The organism is Pseudomonas sp. 37 R 15 (assembly GCF_900004865.1).
In the GTDB taxonomy this organism is placed as follows: Bacteria; Pseudomonadota; Gammaproteobacteria; order Pseudomonadales; family Pseudomonadaceae; genus Aquipseudomonas; species Aquipseudomonas fluorescens_AM.
Window position 1 is genome coordinate 1 of record NZ_CVTV01000037.1, and the last position, 20,038, is coordinate 20,038.

At 63.8% G+C, this 20,038-nt stretch carries 8 protein-coding genes; 2 read left to right on the forward strand and 6 right to left on the reverse strand.

Annotation, left to right across the window (positions count from 1 at the left end; all coding sequences use genetic code 11):
* Positions 1-13,547: non-ribosomal peptide synthase/polyketide synthase (locus BFQ04_RS11660; RefSeq protein ID WP_065950951.1), on the reverse strand; the 13,547-nt coding region annotated here is incomplete at its 3' end.
* A gap of 209 nt (positions 13,548-13,756) precedes the next feature.
* On the opposite strand from BFQ04_RS11660, the gene BFQ04_RS11665 reads away from it, so the two are divergent.
* On the forward strand, positions 13,757-14,008 hold the full coding sequence (locus tag BFQ04_RS11665) for a type II toxin-antitoxin system HicA family toxin (RefSeq protein WP_065950952.1): 252 nt from the start codon (positions 13,757-13,759) through the stop codon (positions 14,006-14,008).
* Complete coding sequence (locus tag BFQ04_RS11670) at positions 14,005-14,358, forward strand: type II toxin-antitoxin system HicB family antitoxin (protein WP_065950953.1); 354 nt, start codon at positions 14,005-14,007, stop codon at positions 14,356-14,358. Before BFQ04_RS11665 ends, BFQ04_RS11670 begins: the two co-directional genes overlap by 4 nt.
* Here the strand turns inward: BFQ04_RS11670 and BFQ04_RS11675 are convergent.
* The 5 genes from BFQ04_RS11675 to nadE form a co-directional block, all read right to left on the reverse strand.
* A complete protein-coding gene (locus BFQ04_RS11675; RefSeq protein ID WP_065950954.1) occupies positions 14,337-15,530 on the reverse strand; it encodes an MFS transporter in 1,194 nt (397 codons plus the stop codon). The two genes, BFQ04_RS11670 and BFQ04_RS11675, sit on opposite strands and share 22 nt — an antisense overlap.
* A gap of 40 nt (positions 15,531-15,570) precedes the next feature.
* A complete protein-coding gene (locus BFQ04_RS11680; RefSeq protein ID WP_065950955.1) occupies positions 15,571-16,926 on the reverse strand; it encodes an MATE family efflux transporter in 1,356 nt (451 codons plus the stop codon).
* A 172-nt stretch (positions 16,927-17,098) separates the two neighbouring features.
* Entirely contained in the window at positions 17,099-18,460 is a 1,362-nt protein-coding gene (locus BFQ04_RS29660) for a hypothetical protein (protein ID WP_175413279.1), read from the reverse strand.
* Positions 18,461-18,633: 173 nt separating this feature from the next.
* The gene (locus BFQ04_RS11690; RefSeq protein ID WP_065950956.1) at positions 18,634-19,104 is read right to left on the reverse strand and encodes a hypothetical protein; all 471 of its coding nucleotides are present in this window, start codon (positions 19,102-19,104) and stop codon (positions 18,634-18,636) included.
* 117 nt (positions 19,105-19,221) lie between these two features.
* Positions 19,222-20,037: an ammonia-dependent NAD(+) synthetase gene (gene nadE / locus BFQ04_RS11695; protein ID WP_065950957.1), complete on the reverse strand. Its 816-nt coding sequence runs from the start codon at positions 20,035-20,037 to the stop codon at positions 19,222-19,224.
* Position 20,038: the final 1 nt, after the last annotated feature.

Genomic DNA, 20,038 nt, shown 5'->3' on the forward strand with positions numbered 1-20,038 from the left:
ACGTAGGCCACCAACTGCTTGCCGGTCGGGCCTTCCTGGGCCACCACCACGGTTTCGCCGACGCTGTCCTGTTCGCGCAGGCGCGCTTCGATTTCGCCCAGCTCGATACGGAAGCCACGGATTTTCACTTGATGGTCGACGCGCCCCAGGTAATCCACCACGCCATCCGGGCGCCCACGGGTCAGGTCGCCGCTGCGATACACGCGGCTGCCGGGTTTGCCGAACGGGTCCGGCACAAAACGTTCGGCGGTCAACGCCGGACGCTCCAGGTAACCCCGCGCCACGCCCTCGCCACCCAGGTACAACTCGCCGGCCACGCCGATGGGTTGCAGGTTGAGTTGCGCGTCCAGCACGTAGCCGCTGCGGTTGCCGAGCAAGGTGCCGATGGGCGCGTAGACGGCGCCGCACGGGTCGCCTTTGCGCGCCTTCCACAGCAGCGGCGTGACCACGGTTTCCGTCGGGCCGTAGCCGTTGAACAGGTAGGTCGGTTTCAGCGCACGCCAGGCCAGGTCATAGCTGGCCTGCGCCACGGCATCACCGCCAAAGCAATACACGCGCACCGCCGGAGGGTTGCCGTCGCGTTCGGCGTGTTCGGCCAGTTGCTGCAGATACACCGGTGGGAACACCGCCATGGTCACGTTGTGCCGGTGCATCTGTTCATAGGTGTATTCGGGCAGCCACAGGCTGTCGTCACGGATCAGCACGCTGGCGCCATTGATCAACGGGTGCATCCAGCCTTCGTGGGAACCGTCGAAGGCGAAGGACATGAAGTGCAGTTCGCAATCGGCCGGGCGGGTTTCATAGCGCTCGCCGGTGGCGATGATGTGCGCCACCAGCGGTCCGTGGGACACCGCCACGCCCTTGGGCATGCCGGTGGAGCCGGAGGTGTAGATCACGTAGGCGAGGTTGTTGCCGTCGAGGGCGACGTTCGGCGCCGTGTAGTTGTCATCGGACCAGTCCTGTAGCTGATCCACTGCCAGGGCTTGCAGGCCTTGCGGAATCGGCAGGCGCTGTTGCACCGTCGAGTGGGTCAGCAGCAACCGCGAGCGGCTGTCCTGCATCATGTACAGCAGGCGATCACGCGGGTATTCGATGTCCAGCGGCACGTACACGCCACCGGCCTTCAGCACCGCGAGGAACGCCACCATGATCTCGGCACTGCGCGGCATGGCAATCGCCACGCGCACTTCCGGGCCGACGCCACGCGCAATCAGTGCGTGGGCCAGGCGGTTGGCCTGGGTGTCGAGCTCAGCGTAACTGAGGGTTTGCGCATCGAACTTCACCGCCACCGCATCCGGAGTCTCCCGGGCACGGTCGGCGACCAACTCATGCACCAGCCGCTGGGACGGGTAGCCGGCATCGGTGCAGTTCCACAGTTGCAGGATGTGCTGCTGCTCGTGCTGATCCAACACGCGCAACTGGCCGATGGCTTGAGTCTGATCGGCCACCATCGCCTGCAACAGGTTCTGCCAATGCCCGGCCATGCGCGCGATGGTGGCGGGCGCAAACAGGTCGGTAGCATAGCTCAGGGAGGCATGCAGCGCCGTCGGGCTTTCTTCCACGTCCAGCGCCAGGTCGAACTGGGCCACGCCGTCATCCCAGCCCAGGACCTCGATGTGCAGGTCGGTCAGTTGCTGCAACTGACGCTCGGCGGACGTTACGCGGTGGTTGAACAGCACCTGGAACAACGGGCTCAGGCTGAGGCTGCGTTCCGGATGCAGCGCTTGCACCAACTGTTCGAACGGCAGGTCCTGATGGGCCTGGGCGTCCAGGGAGCGCTGGCGCACCTGGCGCAGCAGTTGCTCGACGCTCATCTGCCCGTGAAGGTCAGCCTTGAGCACTTGGGTGTTGACGAAGAAACCAATCAGACCCTCGGTTTCCAGGCGGTTGCGGTTGGCAACCGGCACGCCGACGCGCACATCTTCCTGGCCACTGTAGCGATGCAACAGCGCCTGGTAGGACGCCAACAACACCATCGGCAAGGTGACGCCGGCGTTGCGGGCCAGGGTGCGCAGGCCTTCCAGCAGACCTGGCGCCAAGTCGATGCCCAGGCGCGCACCGCGATGGCTTGGCAACGCCGGGCGCGGGAAGTCGAACGGCAGCTCCAGCACCGGCTGCTCGCCGCCCAACTGTTCACGCCAATAGGCCAGTTGACGCGTTTGCTCGCCGGCCTCCATCCAGTTGCGCTGCCATACGGCATAGTCGGCGTACTGGATCGGCAACGCCGGCAGATCGGGGGTGTGACCCTGGCTGAACGCGGCGTACAGCTGCACCAGTTCTTCGACCATCAATTGCATCGACCAGCCATCGGAGACGATGTGGTGCTGCACCAGCACCAGCACGTGGTCGTCCTCGGCCAGGCGCAACAACGTGACCCGCAACAGCGGCCCGCGCAGTAAATCGAAGGGGCGTGCGACCTCGGCGGCGACGGTGGCCTTGAGGTCGGCATACTCGCAGGCGCCCCGGTCGATCTCGATCCGGCCGACCGCTTCGATGACCTGCACCGCGCCCGTGGCCTCCTGGCGCAGGTGAGTGCGCAGGCTTTCATGGCGGGCCAACAAGGTGTCGAAACTGCGCTGCAGTGCGACCTGGTCCAGTGGGCCCTGTAGACGCAAGGCACTGGGGATGTGGTACGCGGCGCTGTGCGGGTCCAGTTGCCAGAGGAACCATTGACGCTCCTGGGCATAGGACAACGGCAAGGGGTGCGTACGGTCAGCCTTGAGCAGCGCCGGTGCGGTGCTGCCCTCCTCGCCCAGAGCGCGCACGAAATCGCCGAGCAAGGGCTGCTCGAACAGGGTCTTGAGCGCGACTTCCAGCGCCAGCGCCTGACGCACCCGCGACACCACCCGCGTGGCCAGCAGGGAGTGCCCACCCAGCTCGAAGAAATGATCGTCGAGGCCGACCTGCGGCACCTCCAGCACCTCGGCCCAGATCGCCGCGACCTGTTGTTCGCGCGCGGTCACGGGCGCCAGGTGCCCCTTGTGCAACTGCCCGGCATCGACCTTGGGCAAGGCCTTGCGGTCAAGCTTGCCGTTGGGAGTCAGCGGCAGGCGCTCGAGGACCCGCAAGTGCGACGGCACCATGTAATCCGGCAGCCGCTCGCGCAGCGCGGCTTTGCAGGCCTGTGAATCCACCGTCGTGGTGGTCACCAGGTAGGCGATCAAGCGGTCGTTGTCCGCCAGCACCACGGCTTCACGCACACCTGGGTACTCACGCAGGCAGGCTTCGATTTCACCCAGCTCGATACGGAAGCCGCGCACCTTGACCTGATGGTCGACGCGGCCGATGTACTCGACCACGCCGTCTGCGCGGTAACGCGCCAGGTCGCCGGTGCGGTACAGGCGTGCGCCAGGCGCGCCAAACGGGTCCGGTACAAAACGCTCGGCGGTGAGCGCCGGCCGCGCGTGATAACCACGCGCCAGGCCGACCCCGCCGATCAGCAGCTCGCCGGCCGCGCCCTGCGGGCAGGGGGTAAGCCCGGCATTGAGGATGAACAGCGAGGTATTGGCGATGGGCCGTCCGACAAAAGGCTGCGCCTCGTGCAAGCGATGGGCCGCCGACCAGATGGTGGTTTCCGTCGGCCCGTAGAGGTTCCACACCGGGCCTTGCAGATCGAGCAGGCGCTGGGCCAGGTCAGCCGGCAGCGCTTCGCCGCCGCACAGGCACTGGATACCGCGCAGCAGGTGCGCACGCGGGCTGTCGAGCAGCATGCGCCAGGTCGACGGCGTGGCCTGCAGCACGCTGGCCGCCTGGCCGTGGGCGAGGTCGAGGATGGCTTCCGGGTCGGAGGCCATGGCCTGCTCGCTCAACAGCACCGTCGCGCCGACACTCAGCGGCACATAAAGCTCCAGGGCGAAGATGTCGAATGAGAACGTGGTCAACGACAACAGGCGCGCATCGCCGCCAATGGACAAGGTATCGGCCATGCCGCAGGTAAAGCTGCACAACGCCTGGTGCCGCACCATCACACCTTTGGGCGTGCCGGTGGAGCCGGAGGTGTAGATGACGTAGGCCAGGTGCTGCGGCGTAATGTCTACCTGCGGATTGTGTGCGTCACCGTCGCAGTCGTCGGTCAGCAACACCTGCAGGTCTTGGGGCTGCAGGAGACGATCGCGCAAATGCGCCTGGGTCAGCAGCACCCGGGCATCGCTGTCTTCGAGCATGAACGCCAGGCGGTCCGCCGGGAACTGCGGATCAAGTGGCACATAGGCGCCACCGGCCTTGAGGGTCGCCAGCAGGCCGACCACCATGTCCAGGGAGCGCTCCACATGCACCGCCACCAGCACGTCGGGGCCGACGCCCGCCGCGATCAACCGGTGCGCCAGGCGATTGGCCCGGCGGTTGAGTTCGGCGTAGCTCAGGCTGACGTCATTGAAGCGCAGTGCGATGGCATCCGGGCGGGCGAGCGCTTGCGCCTCGAACACCTGGTGCACGCACTGTTCGCGCGGGTAATCGGCTGGCGTGTGGTTCCACGCCTCCACCATCTGCTGCCACTGCGGCGCACTGAGCATCGCCAGCTCGTCGAGCGCCTGTGACTCATCGCGCACCACGGCGCGCAGCAGGTTATGCCAATGCCCGGCCAGGTGTTCCACGGTCGCCGGCTCGAACAGGTCGGTGGCGTACGTCAGCGACGCCCACAGGCCATCTTCGGACTCTTCGGTTTCCAGGTTCAGGTCGAACTGAGTGGTGTGGGCGGCCCAGTCCAGCGCCTGCAATGCCAGGCCCGGCACGTGCACGGGGCCAGCGCGCAGGCTGTCCTGATGGTTGAACATCACCTGGAACAGCGGGTTATGGCTCAGGCTGCGCTCGGGCTGCAAGGCTTCCACCAGTTGCTCGAATGGCAAGTCCTGATGCGCCTGGGCCTCGAGGGCGCGCTGCTTGACCTGGGCCAGCAACTGCGCAAAGGGCATTTGCCCCTGCAACTGGGCCTGCAACACCTGGGTGTTGACGAAGAAACCCACCAGCCGTTCGGTTTCCAGGCGCGTGCGGTTGGCGATCGGCACGCCGACACGGATCTCGGACTGACCGCTGTAGCGATGCAACACGGTCTGGAACGAGGCCAGCAACAGCATGAACAAGGTCACGTCCTGACGCTGGGCCAACGCCTTGAGTTCGGCCACCAGCGTGCTGTCCAGATGGATCTTCTGGCGCGCGCCGCAATGGCTTTGCACTGCCGGGCGCGGATGGTCCAGAGGCAGCTCCAGCACCGGGTGTTCACTGCCCAGGCGCGCGCACCAGTAATCGAGCTGGCGCTGTTTTTCCCCGGCCGCCATCCAGTCACGCTGCCATTGGGCATAGTCGGCGTACTGGATCGGCAACGCCGGCAATGCGCAGTCGCCCTGGTAGAGCGCCACCAGCTCATCGACCATCACGTGCATCGACCAACCGTCGGAGATGATGTGATGCTGAGTGACCACCAGCACATGATGCTGCGCCGCCACTTCCAGCAATTTGATGCGCATCAGCGGGCCACTGCGCAGGTCGAAGGGGCGCTGGATTTCCTCGGCCACCGCCTGTTCGATCGCCCTCACATCGATGCGCTGGCGCTCGATGGTCACTGCCAGCGCTGGATGGATGACTTGCAAGGTCTGCTCGCCCTGTTCCACAAAGGTGGTGCGCAGCGGCTCATGGCGTTGTACCAGGGCCTGGAACGCGTGCTCCAGCGCGGCGATGTCCAGCTGACCGCGCAGGTGCAGGGCGGTGGGAACGTGATAGGCCGCGCTGGCGGAGTCCAGTTGCCAGAGGAACCATTGGCGTTCCTGGGCGAAGGACAACGCCAGCGGCCCGCCGCGTTCAATAGCCACCAACGGCTGCGCCGTGCTCATCTGCAACGCCGCACAGGCGTCGGCAAACGCGTGCAGGGTCGGCTGTTCGAACAGCGTACGCAATGGCACTTCCAGGTTGAGCGCATGCCGTACCCGGGAGATCACCTGGGTGGCCAGCAACGAGTGGCCGCCGCGCTCGAAGAAGTGATCCTCCAGGCCGACCTGCTCAACCTGCAACACCGCCTGCCAGATCGCCGCCAACTGGCTCTGCAGCGCGGTTTGTGGCGCCACGTAGGCCTGGGTGTACGGGTTCAGGTCCGGCGCCGGCAGTGCGCGGCGGTCAAGCTTGCCGTTGTTGTTCAACGGCAAGGCATCGAGCACCACCCACTGCCCGGGCACCATGTACTCCGGCAGCGACTGACGCAAACGGGCCGCCAGTGCCTGTGTGTCCAAGGCGATGCCCTCAGCGGGCACCACGTACGCCACCAACTGCGTGCCCGTTGCGCTCGGCAGCGCCAGTACTGCCGCTTCACGCACCTGCGGCAAGGCTTGCAGGCCGGCCTCGATTTCGCCGATTTCGATACGCAAGCCGCGAATCTTCACCTGATGGTCGATACGCCCGACGTACTCCAGCGCACCCGCCTCGTTATAACGGGCCAGGTCGCCACTGCGGTAGAGCCGCGCACCGGGGACGGCGGAAAACGGGTCGGGCAGAAAGCGCTCGGCGGTCAGCGCCGGGCGGTCGAAATAGCGCTGGGCCAGGCCGGCTTCGGCGCCGATGCACAATTCGCCCACGCCATCGGTCGCCAGCAATTGGAAACTGCTGTCGAGCACGTAGAGCGAACGCCCTTCAATCGCGTGCCCGATCGGCACACCGAACGCGTCGCTGGCATCATCCAGTTGGCACGCGTGCACGCTGGACACCACTGTTGCCTCGGTCGGCCCATACGTGTTGACCAGCCGCACAGCGCCCAATCCGGCGGCATGCCAAGCGCGCAGGCCTTCGACGGACATCGCTTCACCGCCCACATGCACCTGGCGCAACTGGCCCAGGGCGCGACGGTCCATGGCGCATTCCTTGGCCAGCAGGTACCAGTAAGCGGCGGGCAAGTCGGCCAGGGTCACGCCCTGTTCGACGATCTCCCGCGCCAGTTGCCCGGCGTCCCACAGGTCATCGCCACGCATGATCAGCGCCGCGCCCACGCACAGCGGCGGGTAGCACTGTTCGACAAAGCCGTCGAAGCTGAAGGTCGCGAACTGCAGCACGCGGTCCTGTGCGCTCAACTGGCTGTACACCACGGCGCTGTCGCAGAACTGGCCGAGGGCGGCATGGTCGATGGCCACGCCTTTGGGCTGGCCAGTGGAGCCGGAGGTGTAGATCACGTACGCCAGGTCCGCCGCTGCGGCGTGATTGGGCGGATTGGTTGCCGGGCAGTCGGCCAACTCAACACCTGTGGCGCTGAACTCGACACGGGTCAGCCCGGCCGGCAACGGCACATCGGTCAGCAAGCCGGTTTCGCTGAGCAGCAGGTCCAGGCGACTGTCCGCGAGCATGTAGGCCAGGCGCTCGGTCGGGTATTTCGGGTCCAGCGGCACATAGGCCGCGCCGCTCTTGAGCACCGCCAGCAGGCTGACGATCAGTTGCGGACCGCGCCGCGACGCCAGGCCCACGCGCTGGCCGGGGCCGACGCCCAGTTCCAGCAGGCGGTGGGCCAGGCGGTTGGCTCGTGCGTTGAGTTGGGCGTAGCTCAAGCGTTCGCTGCCGGCCTGCACTGCCAGGGCGTCCGGCGTGGCCTGGGCCTGGGCAGCAATGCGCTCATGGGCGTGTTGATCACGTCGGGCGGTGGCGGGCAACTGGCTGAGGGCAAGCACATCGCGCTGCACGGTGGCGTCAAGCAGGCGCAGATTGCCCAGGGGGATGTGAGCGTCGGCCAGCAGTTGCGCCAGCAGATGCTGCAGGTTGTCCCCCAGCCGCGTGACCTGAGACGCGCTGAACTGCGCACGGTCGTAGCTGAACTCCAGGCGCAGGCCGGTGCCCAGTTCGATACCAAGGGTCAATGGGTAATGGGTGCGTTCATGGTTATGCAGCGGCCCGAAGGTCAGGCCGGCCGGCGCGCCTTGTTTCAGGGCTTCGGCCACCGGGAAGTTTTCAAACACCAGCAGGGTATCGAACAGCGCGGCGCCTTGCTGGCCGGCCCAGCCTTGGATGTCGTAGAGCGGCACATGCTCGTGATCACGCAGGCTGAGGTTCTGCGCCTGCAACTGGCTGAGCCAACTGGCGGCCGACTGCGCCGGCGAGGCGGCGCTGATGATCGGCAAGGTATTGATGAACAGGCCCAACTGCTGCTCGATCCCCGGCAACGGCGCGGAACGCCCGGCCACGGTGGCGCCGAAGGCCACGCAAGCCTGCCCGGTGTAGCGTTGCAGCAGCAGGCTCCAGGCACCCTGCAACAGGGTATTGAGGGTCACCTTGTGCTGGCGGGCGAACTCACCGAGGTTATGAGTGAAGTGACTGCCCAACACGACGTGATGCTCCGCAGTACCCGAACCTTCAACCGGCGCGCGCAGCGCTTGGGCCAATCGCGTCGGCGCCTGCAATGGCGCCAGCTCGGCTTTCCAGAATGCTTCGCCGTTGCCTTGCTGTTGCAGCCAGCCCAGGTAATCGCGAAATTGCCCGAGCGGTGCAGGCACGGCCTGGCCCGCATAATGAGCAAGCACTTCGCCGAGCAACTGGGCGTTGCTCCAGCCATCCATGAGGATGTGGTGGCTGGTGAAAATCAGGTGCCAGGTGGTTCCCGCACCACGCACCAGCCTCAAGCGAAACAGCGGCGCGGCGTTGAGTTCGAAGCCGCGCTCACGCTCGGCGTTGGCCAGGGCATCGAAATCGGCATGGGGGTCTTCAATCACTTGCAGTTGCAGGTCGACCTGGCGCTGGATCACCTGATGCGCGCTGTCCAGGCCCAGCCAATGGAAGCTGCTGCGCAGGATGTCGTGGCGGTCCAGCGCGGCCTGCCAGGCGCGCCCGAACGCGAGCAGATCGAGGCCGTCGATGTCCAGCCGCAGCTGGTTGATATAGGCCTGGGCCTCGGGCTCCAACAGCGTGTGGAACAGCATGCCCTGCTGCATCGGCGACAGCGGGTAAACATCCGCGATGGCCGGCCCGGCCACCGGCAATGCATCCAGTTGCGCTTGGGTGACGCGTGCCAGGGGGAAATCCGCTGGCGTGACCTGCCCGGCCGGCGTGGCACAGCAATGTTCGATCAGGGCCTTGAGTTCAGCGGTGTATTCATCCGCCAGGCGCTGGATGGTCGAGGTGTCGAACATTTCGCGACTGAAGCCCCACTGCAAGGCCAACTCACCGCCATACACCTGCCCTTCCACCGTCAGCCAGTTGGCCAGCGGCGCATCAGGGTCCTGAGCCTGGCCACTGCCCTCGCCGGCCGGCACGAACAGCGCCGACTCATCGAACTGGCGGTCGAACTGGCCCAGGTAATTGAAGGTAATGCGTGGTGCGGCCAGCCCGGCCAGGGATTCGCGGACTTGCGGCGCGCCGAGGTAGCGCAGCAGGCCATAGCCCAGGCCCTTGTCGGGGACGGCGCGCAGCTGCTCCTTGACCGCCTTGATTGCGCCGGACAGCTCGCCATCGGCTTGCAGGCGCAGCGGAAACAGGCTGGTGAACCAGCCGACGGTGCGGGTCAGGTCGATGCCCTCGAACAGGTCTTCGCGACCATGCCCCTCCAATTCGATCAGCGCGGCGGGTTGACCGCTCCAACGACTGACCACCCGCGCCAGGGCGGTGAGCAACAGGTCGTTGACCTGGGTGCGATAGGCCGCCGGCGCCTCTTGCAGCAACTGGCGCGTATGCTCGGCATCGAGGCGCGTTTCCAGCTTGGCCCCCAGGCGATTTTGCAGGCCGCCCTCCGGGTGATCGCACGGCAACTCGGCATCGATCGATTGCGCCTGCCAGTACGACAGTTGGTGATCGAGGGCCTGCGCATGGTCTTGCAGCCGCTGCGCCCAGTGCTGGTAGGCACTGGTCTTTGCCGGCAACGTCTGTTCGCGATAAGCCTGTTGCAGGTCTTCCAGCAGGATGCGCCAGGACACCCCGTCCACCACCAGATGGTGCACCACCAACAGCAAACGCTGGGTACCGTCGGCCATGTCGACCAGAACCGCGCGCAGCAGCGGGCCCTGCTCCAGATCGAGGCTGCGCTGGGCCTCATCGCACAGCGCGGCCAATTCGGCGTCGCTGCCGGCATGCGCCAGCCACAACACTGATGCGCCGACCTGCGCGGCGTGATGCTGCTGCCAACCCTCGGCCTGCGCCACGAAGCGCAGGCGCAGGGCATCGTGATGCTGGATCAATTGCATCACCGCCGCGTCGAGCCGGGCGGACTCCAGGGTGTCACGCGGGGTCAATAGCAATGACTGGTTCCAATGCTGACGCGCCGGGATCGCCTGAGCGAAAAAGCCCTGCTGCACCGGCGTCAGGATGACCTCACCGCTGACCGGGCCTTGATCGATAGCGCTCAGTTGATCGAAGCTCGCCACCATCGCCAGGCTGCGGATGCTCTGGTACTGGAACAGGTCGCGCGGGCTGAGGCGGATACCGGCCTGGCGGGCACGGCTGACCACCTGGATGGAAATGATCGAATCGCCGCCCAGTTCGAAAAAGTTGTCATCCAGGCCGACGGCCTCGATGCCTAACACGCTGCTCCAGATCGCGGCCAAGGCTTGTTGCAGGGCGTTTTGCGGAGCGGCGAACGCCTGCTGCGGCGCAGCGTCCGGCAGCGGCAGCGCCTTGCGGTCGAGCTTGCCGTTGGCGGTCACCGGCAGCTTGGCCAGCGTGATGAAATGGGTCGGCACCATGTATTCCGGCAGACTGCCGAGCAGCCATGCCTTGAGGTCGCCAGGGGCATCGCCTTCAAGGACCAGATAAGCCACCAACTGCTTGCCGCCGTGTACCAAGACGACGGCTTCGCGCACCTGCGGGTGCTGCATCAGGCGCGTTTCGATCTCGCCCAGTTCGATGCGCAAACCGCGCAGCTTGACCTGGTGGTCGAGGCGGCCGAGGTATTCGATCACCCCGTCGGCGCGCTGACGCACACGGTCACCGGTCCGGTACAGGCGCTCGCCGGCCACGAATGGGCTCGGCACAAAGCGCTCGGCGGTCAGCGCCGGGCGGCGATGGTAACTGCGCGCCAGCCCGGTGCCGCCCAGGTACAGCTCGCCCGAGACACCGGCCGGTACCGGATTGAGCTGGGCATCGAGCACGTAGGTGCCGAGGTTGGCAATCGGCCGGCCAATGGGCACGCTGTCGGCGCCCTCGTCGATGCAGGTCCAGTGGGTCACATCGATGGCGGCTTCGGTCGGGCCGTAGAGGTTGTACAAGGCCGCATTCGCCAGCTTGGCGAACACCTGGCGCTGCGCGTCCAACGGCAACGCTTCGCCGCTGCAGACAATGCGCTTGAGGCTGGCGCAAGCGTCTACGCCTGGCTCATGGATGAACGCCTGCAACATGGACGGCACGAAGTGCACGGTGGTGATGGCGTGCCGCTCGATGGTCTCGATCAGACGTGCCGGCTCACGGTGCTCCCCCGGCGCGGCGACCACCAGGCGCGCGCCGGTCATCAGCGGCCAGAAAAACTCCCACACCGAAACGTCGAAGCTGAACGGCGTTTTCTGCAGCACCGCGTCGCTGCCATCGAGTGCATAGGCCTGCTGCATCCAGCACAGACGGTTGACCAGCGCACGATGGCTGTTACCGGCGCCCTTGGGCTTGCCGGTGGAGCCGGAGGTGTAGATCACATAGGCCAGGTTCAACCCATGGAGGGTGACGTTCGGGGACGCGGTGCTGTAGGCGTCGAGCCAGTCGGCCGGCTGATCCAGGGCAATCACCTGGATCCCTGCGGTCGGCAGTCGCGCCAACAGGTTTTGCTGGCTGAGCAGCAGCGTGATGCCGCTGTCTTCGATCATGTAGGCCAGGCGTTCCCCAGGGTATTCAGGGTCCAGCGGGACGTAGGCGCCGCCTGCCTTGAGGGTGGCCAACAGGCCCACGACCATGTCGATGGAACGCTCGGCACAGATACCCACCAGCCCGTCCGGGCCGACGCCTCGCTCGCGTAATGCATGGGCCAATTGGTTGGCGCGCGCGTCAAGCTGGGCATAGGTCAGGGCGACCTCACCGAATACCAGCGCTGGCGCATCCGGCGTGCGTTGGGCCTGGTCTTCAATCAGGTGATGGATCGCGCGTTCGGTTGGGTACGGCCGGGCTGTCTGGTTCCAGGCCTTGACCAGCCCCTGCTGCTCTTGAGCGCCCAGCATCGGCAACTCGCCGATGCGCTGTTCACCGTCCGCCACCATCGCCTGCAACAAGCTGATCCAATGGCGGGCCATGCGCTGGATGGAAGGCGCGTCGAACAGGTCGTTGGCGTACGTCAGCGCGGCATGCAAGGTGCCTGATTTTTCATAGGTGTCGAGGGTAAGGTCGAACTGCGTGGTGCGACCTTGCCATTCCACCAGGGCCAGTTCCAGGCCGGAGGCGGTGCTGACGGAGGCGATATCCGCCACCAGCGGCTGATGGTTGTACATCACCTGGAACAGCGGCGTATGGCTCAGGCTACGCTCGACTTTCAAGGCTTCCACCAAGCGTTCGAAGGGCAACTCCTGATGAGCCTGGGCACCCAGGGCGTGTTCCTTGATGCCTTGCAGCAGTTCGGCGACACGGGTTTGCCCGGTCAGCTCGGTGCGCAGCACCTGGGTATTGACGAAGAAACCGATCAGCCCTTCGACTTCAGTGCGATTGCGGTTGGCGATGGGCACGCCGACGCGAATATCGCCCTGCCCCGTGTAGCGATGCAGCAGCACATTGAACGCGCCGAGCAGCAGCATGAACAAGGTGACGTTGTGCTTTTGCGCGCACGTGCGCAGTTGCGTGGCCAGCGCCGGGTCGACCTCGAAAGTGTGTCGCGTGCCCTGATAACTGGGCATGGCCGGTCGTGGACGGTCAGTCGGCAGCTCCAGCACCGGGTGTTCATCGCCCAGGCGCGCCTGCCAGTATTGCAGCTGGCGCGCCTGCTCGCCGGCTTCCAGCCAGCGGCGCTGCCAGAGGGCGTAGTCGCTGTACTGGATCGCCAGTGCAGGCAGTTGCGGCGCCTCGTTGCGTTCATGGGCATCGTAAAAACGGATGAACTCGTCAATCAACACATTCATCGACCAGCCGTCGGAGACGATGTGGTGCAAGGTCAGCAGCAACACGTGCTCGTGTGCATCGAGCCTGAGTAGCTGCACGCGCAGCAGCGGGCCGTGTTCCAGGTCGAACGGCAACAGCGACTGACGCGTTGCTGCCGCGTTGACTGCCTGCTCACGGTCACCAGGTGCCAAGGTGCTGAGGTCCAGGTGCTCCACTACCCGTGACGGTTCGATGGAGACCTGGACCAGACGCTCATCCGCCTGCCGCTGAAACACCGTGCGCAAGGTTTCGTGGCGCGCCACCAGGCTGGCGAACGCCTGATCCAGGGCGTCCAGGCTCAGCGCCCCCTTCAAGCGTACGGCGCCGGGCAAGTTATAGGCGCCGCTTTGCGGGTCCAACTGCCAGAGAAACCACATGCGTTGCTGCGCGTAGGACAGCGCCTGGCGATCCTCTGCCTCCACCCCCGCCGGAATCGGAAACCGGGAAAAATCCACGCCTTCTTTCTGCAGGGCCTGCAGGAACACTTGGCGTTTTTCCAGGGGCAACCCGATAAACCGGCGAGCAAGTTTCAAGGAGTCTTCAGCATTCATTTGTTGGAGTCCGGAGCAATAGGCAGGAAGCACAAAGGCACGTCGTCCCTATAAAACGAACCGCAAAGGGAAAAATTAGCGAGGAGTGAGGGGCTGAAGGCGAGGTGTCATCAAGGGTTACATCAATCTCAAGAAAGACCCGGCTGCCCGAGCTAGCATTGACGCACACCACTTTTTGCAACTACATTTAGTTACACGCAGGGAACGCCGTGTCCAAAAATGAAAAGCTGCTGGCCAAACTGCTCAACGAGCACATGGCATTCACCTGGTCTGAACTCGTAACGCTGTTACGCCGACTGGGCTACACACAGATTGAAGGGGCTGGAAGCCGGGTCAAATTCGATATCGGCGACCCCAGTGCACTGATCACCCTGCACAAGCCTCACCCCGGCAACGAACTGAAACACTACATTCGGCGCCAAATCATCGAACAATTGAAATCAGGAGAACTGCTTCAGTGAACAACCAGCTGAAACACAAAGGCTACATCGGCTCCATCGAAGCCAGCCTCGAGGACAACTGCCTGTTCGGCAAAATCCTGTTCATCAAGGCATTGGTGAGCTACGAAGGCAAAACCGTCGCCGAATTGGACGCAGCCTTCAGAGAGGCGGTGGACGATTACCTCGCAACCTGCCAGGCCCTGGGGCAAACACCGGAAAAGCCTTGCAAGGGCTCCTTCAACGTACGCGTCGGCCATGACCTGCACTTGGCTGCAGCCTTGGCGGCGAACCGTAAGAAAGTGACGTTGAACGACCTGACACGCCAAGCGCTGAATGAGTTTCTACAACATCATTGCCCGGCGATTGGCTGACTACCCAACCGCCGATACCCCAGCACAGCCGAAGCCAACACCACCAGCCCCGCCGCCAGCGCCACCCAGAACCCGCTGGCGGCGCCAGCGTGGTCAATCATCCAGCCCGAGCTTGCGGCGCCAATGGCCACGCCAATGCTCAGACCGGTGATCAGCCAGGTCATGCCTTCGGTGAGGCGGCTCGGTGGGACCACCTGCTCCACCAGCGCCATGGACACGATCAGGGTTGGGGCGAAGAACAGACCGGAGATAAAGATCGCCACGGCCAGACCCGGAATATCGGTCACCCACAGCAACGGCAATGTCGTCAACGCCGTGGCCACGCCGCAGAACAGAAACTGTCGGGGCAACGAGGCCTTGAGCTTGAGCGTGCCGAAAGCCAGGCCGGCCAGGCAGGAGCCGATGGCGTACACCGATAGCACGATACTCGCCGCTGCGGGTTGGCCCTGATGCTGGGCAAAGGCAACGCTGACCACATCCACCACACCGACAATCACCCCCATGGCCAGCAACAGGGTCATCAGGATCAGCACCGAAGGCGAGGCAATCAGCCAGCGCCCATGGTGGTCGTGGTGTGGATGCACCGGCGGTTCGGTCTCGCGCTGCAGCACGAAAGTGGTCACGCCCACCGCCAGCAACAGCGCCGCCACCAAAGGCCCGGCCTCGGCAAACAGCACCACGCTCAGACCGACCGAAATGGGCGGGCCGATGATAAAGCACACCTCATCGAGCACCGACTCCAGGGCGAAAGCGGTTTGCAGCCTGGGCTGACCGCGGTACAACTCGGTCCAGCGCGCCCGCACCATGGCCGACATGTTGGGCATGCAGCCGGCCAGCGCGGCGAACAGAAACAACGTCCAGTTCGGCGCCTGCAAACGCGTGCACAGCAGTACCATCAACAACGCGCCACCACCGATCAGCGCCGCGATAGGCAGCACCCTGCCCTGGCCGTATCGATCCACCAGACGTGATACCTGCGGTGCACAAAGTGCCGTGGCCAACGCGAATACCGCCGCCACCGCGCCCGCCAGGCCATAACCGCCATGCACCTGCGAGAGCATGGTGATCAGGCCGATACCCGTCATGGAGATCGGCATGCGTGCCAGCATGCCCGCCAGCACAAACGCGCGAGCGCCAGGCACCTGGAACAATGCGGCGTAGGGATTTGCCATTGATGAAGCGCCTTCTCTCCTTGGGTGGGGCAACCTTGTATCACACCAGCCGCTTGATCTGCTTATGCCGCCATACCAACCGGTAATAGGCCGTCTGCAACACCAGCATCGCCAGGTAAGTCACCGGAAACGCCATCCACACCCCTTCCAGGCCAAAGTGCGCATTGAACAGGTACGCCACCGGCAATTCCACGCACAGCACACAGAAAATCGAGATGGCGACCGGCATCAACACCACGCCGCTGGCGCGCATGATGCCGCCGATCACGGCCTGGAAGCCAAACACCAGGATGCTCCACAGCATGATGTGCAACAGGTGCTCGGCGTTGACGCGCGCGGCGGCGTCGGTGATGAACAGACCCAGCAGCCAATGCGACAACCCATAGCCGAGCACGATCAGGCCACCGGTGAGAACGGTGTTGATCAACAGCCCGGTGCGCAGGATCGGCCCGATGCGCTCCAGGCGCCCGGCGCCAATGGCCTGCGCCCCCAGGATCGAGGCGGTGATGGCAATCGACAGCGCCGGAAACTGCACGTAATTGACGATCTGCGTCACCGCGCCGTACGCCGCCGTTGCCTGGGAACCATGGCCGTTGACCAGCGCCAGGATGACCAATTCGGACAACGACAGCACCACCATCTGCAAGCCGGTAGGCAAACCGATGCGCAGGACCTTGCCGAGGATCGCCCGGTCCAGGCGCAGGGCCGCGAGCATGTCGCGATCCGGCGCCATCACATGGTGCTTGTGGCGCAGGCGCAGCATCAGGAACAGCATCGCCAGGGCATTCCCCGCCAGCCCGGCGTACGCCGCACTCTGGATGCCCATGGGCGGCAGGCCGATCCAACCGCGGATCAGCGCCGGCGTCAGCAACAAACCCACCAGCGTCGACACCATCAGTGCCAACAACGGCGACACCGTGTCGCTGACGCCGCGCAGCAGCTGGGTATAAAGGATAAACACCAGCAGCAGCGGCATGATCAGCATCATCACCTGGGCATAATCCACCGCATCGTCCAGCACGTCGACGGGGGTTCCCAAGGCCTGCAACGCAGGGCGCGCAAACAGCCCCCCCAGTACGGCCGCGAGCACGCCTATCAGTGCGCCAAGGGTCAGCGTGGCGCCGGTGATCACCTTGACCAGTCCCGTCTCCCGGGCGCCCCAGGCCTGGCCGATCAACACCGAGGCGCCGGCACCCAAGCCAATCACCAGGGCAATGAAGAAAAACACGACGGGGAACATGCCCGACACCGCCGCCAGCGCGTGGGTACCGAGCATCTGCCCAACGTAGATGCCGTTGAGCGTACCGGAGAAGCTTTGCAGGAAGTTGGAGAGCACCATCGGTGCCAGAAAGAATAAATAAACCTGCCACAACGGTCGTTGCTGGGTGACTTGCATGATGATCCGGGGCCTTGAATGCCGGTAGTTTTCGTCAACTGCTTGAGTGTATTGGCGCCGGCGCCGATGGCTGCCTCCTGACTGACAGGAAACAGCCTTCAGCGATCAGTCGACGCTACTCGCCCGCAGAGGCGCAAAGATTACCAGCAAACGCGTCAGCGCAAGAATTGAATCACACGAACGACTTTTTCTGGAGCATATAGTCGATATTAGCCATATCAAAACGCTGGTCTTCGTAACCGACGCCCCCTTTACTGTTGGTGCCGATATCCAGCTCTCGCAGCAGTCCCGGGCGGTTGAGCAACTCAAACGCCACTTCACGTGCTTGCGGGCTGAATGTTCGGTCGGACGGGACGAGACCTGCCGCCTCTTTGAGCTCGTTGACGTTACTGTAATTGTCATCCCCACCGGCGGTAAACTGTCTGAAATTGTCCTTCACCGCCTGAAGAAGTCCTTCGTCGCTGACAGTGCGGTACTGACTCGATGCATCACCCAGATCCTGCCGAGAGATAGCGCCGTCGAGCTTGCCACTGCGCCCCTGGTCCAGGGTCTTGAACAAATCACCTCGTTCCATCAATTCCTGAGCAACCAACATATCCGCCTGACTGACAGGCCGGCCGCCCTGGGTATACCCCGAAGCCGCAGCGCTCAGTGACGCGTCAGTGATTCCCCCCGACACGGGGTCTTGCAGGGCGCCGAAATGAGAAAGCACCTTGGCCGAGAACGATTCGTCACTGTCATTGGCATAGGGTCGACCACCGGCCATCAACGGGCTCCATTGCTGGTTACCTTGCGCGCCCATATAAGACGGCGGTTGCGATGCATACGCGCGCATCTGGGGCTGCTGCGACTGCCAGCCTTCCATGCCTCGCGGCCCACCGGATGCAGGTTGCGCGTTAAACTGGGGAGAAAATTGCTGATTTATTCTTTGCTGTTGCATTGCGCCGTTGTAACGCCCTGAAAACCCATTGCCGGGCTGTTGCATCGCGCCGTTGTAATTCCCTGAAAACCCGTTGCCTGGCTGTTGCATCGCGCCGTTGTAATTCCCTGAAAACCCGTTGCCCGGCTGTTGCATCGCGCCGTTATTCCCCACAGCGAACCGATTGCCTGACATTGGGGAATACCCACTTGCCTCTTGCTGAGACAACTGACCGATAGCGAGCTGCATATCCTCGCGGTTAATCAGGCCATCTTCCTGAGCGCCATTTTGAACACCATCAAACAGGCTTGCGAGACCGGGCCGACCCAATATATCCCTGGCAAGCAACGTCATCTGGTCATCATAACCGCCGTTTCCCAATGGACGATTGGCCACATCAGCCAGCGAGTCTCGCGACGCGAAAGAAGTTCCAGGCGATGTGAAATACTCGAAGTTTTGACGCAGCAAATCTGCAACGGCCGAATGGGAATAATTGCTGGTCATTGCGCCGGGCATGTTCTCCATCGCATTGCGCCCATTCCCCGCTGACGAGAAATCGTAGTTCTGCGCGGGCGGAGGCGAATAGAACGGTTGGTTCAAGTAAGTATTCATCATGGCAACACCTCATGTCTTGGACGTGACAACGGCCTGACCTAACAAACAAGCGCTCGGTTCAGCTGCCTTTTGGTGGCAACTGAAAACAGTGCAGTTCCAAACAGACATAGGGTTTTCTCGCATCAGAATTGGACTACTCATCCCCCCCCTGCGAGGGCCGGCGACGTGCAGGATCAAACGGATTGATCTGCGGCCCGATCGCCACCGCCGTTGCGCTGAACACGCAGCTCTAACAGCGTCTGGCGCATCTCGCGGTGGCGTTCGGTATTGAGCAGAAGCAATCCGCACAGCGGACATACGATACCCATCGAATAGGCCAAGGTATGGGGATGGTACTGAAGGGTCGGTACCACCAGCATCAGACACATCACAAAATAGCCTGCCAGGACAATGCCCGCCCAATGCCGCCCGCATACCATCATGACATTGGAAAACACTGCAACAGTCGCCAACGCGGCCAGACTCCACCCTGACATCTGCGCTTTGAGCGACGGGTCGAGCCTGCGCAGACAGGTCGAATCATCCAATACCGTCACCAGGATGCCTGACACAATCGCCATGGCCGTTGTGCCGACCACCACTGCCAGGTAGCGGCGCAACACGCTGGCGATTGAATCACGCGCTTTCAGTACGCTGGAAGCCATTCCCTTGATCCTGAACTCATTGAAAGTTCAGAGCGTAAAGAATCCCTATCCTTAAGGAATGTAGGGAAAATTCCATTTCACGGCGGGACACTTCCTGATATGGCTTCCAGCCCGCGCCTACTGCGGGGCAATCGGCAGCGCGCGTTTATGCGCTGTCTGGCCGTACGCCGCCTCGATAATCGCCCTCACCCGCTCGCTCACCGGCTCGCCCATCAGGTACGCGTCGATCTCTGCGTACGAGCATCCATAGGCATCTTCATCGAGTTTCCCCGGTGCCAGTTCTTCAAGATCCGCAGTCGGCGGTTTTTGCACCAGGTTCGCCGGCGCGCCGAGGGCAGTGGCAAGCAAGCGCACCTGGGATTTGGTCAGGCCGGACAACGGTGCCAGGTCGCAGGCGCCGTCGCCGAATTTAGTGAAGAAACCCATCAGCGCTTCGGCCGCCTGGTCGGTGCCGACCACCAGGCCATTGTGCAGGTTGGCAAGCGCATACTGCGCGACCATGCGCGCGCGGGCCTTGACATTGCCCTTGATGAAATCGCGTTGTGCGGCACTGGCTTGTGGCGCGGCCAGGCTGGCCATCAGGCCGTCGACACTGGCGGCGATGTCCAGTGTGTCGATATGGTCCGGCAGGATAAAATCCACGGAGGCCTGGGCATCCTGTTCGTCGCCCTGGGTTTTATAGGGCAGGCGCATGGCGATAAAGCGTGCAGCGTAGCCGTCGTCGCGCAGTTGCTGCACTGCCAGCTGGCACAGGCGGCCTGCGAGCAAGGAGTCGACACCGCCGCTGATACCCAGCACCAGCGCCTTGCAGCCGGAAGCGCGCAACGAACGCTTGATGAAATCGATGCGCCGTTGAATTTCCCGAGGCTCGCCACCTGTGACCAGCGAGCGGTCGACGTTCAGCTCACGGGCGATCCGTTCTTGAGTGTGCATG

What these genes read in the sequence shown, in the direction of transcription:
- BFQ04_RS11675 (WP_065950954.1), bottom strand. Translation starts at nt 15,530, where the DNA reads ATGGCAAATCCCTACGCCGCATTGTTCCAGGTGCCTGGCGCTCGCGCG.
- BFQ04_RS11680 (WP_065950955.1), bottom strand. Translation starts at nt 16,926, where the DNA reads ATGCAAGTCACCCAGCAACGACCGTTGTGGCAGGTTTATTTATTCTTT.
- BFQ04_RS29660 (WP_175413279.1), bottom strand. Translation starts at nt 18,460, where the DNA reads ATGATGAATACTTACTTGAACCAACCGTTCTATTCGCCTCCGCCCGCG.
- BFQ04_RS11690 (WP_065950956.1), bottom strand. Translation starts at nt 19,104, where the DNA reads ATGGCTTCCAGCGTACTGAAAGCGCGTGATTCAATCGCCAGCGTGTTG.
- nadE (WP_065950957.1), bottom strand. Translation starts at nt 20,037, where the DNA reads ATGCACACTCAAGAACGGATCGCCCGTGAGCTGAACGTCGACCGCTCG.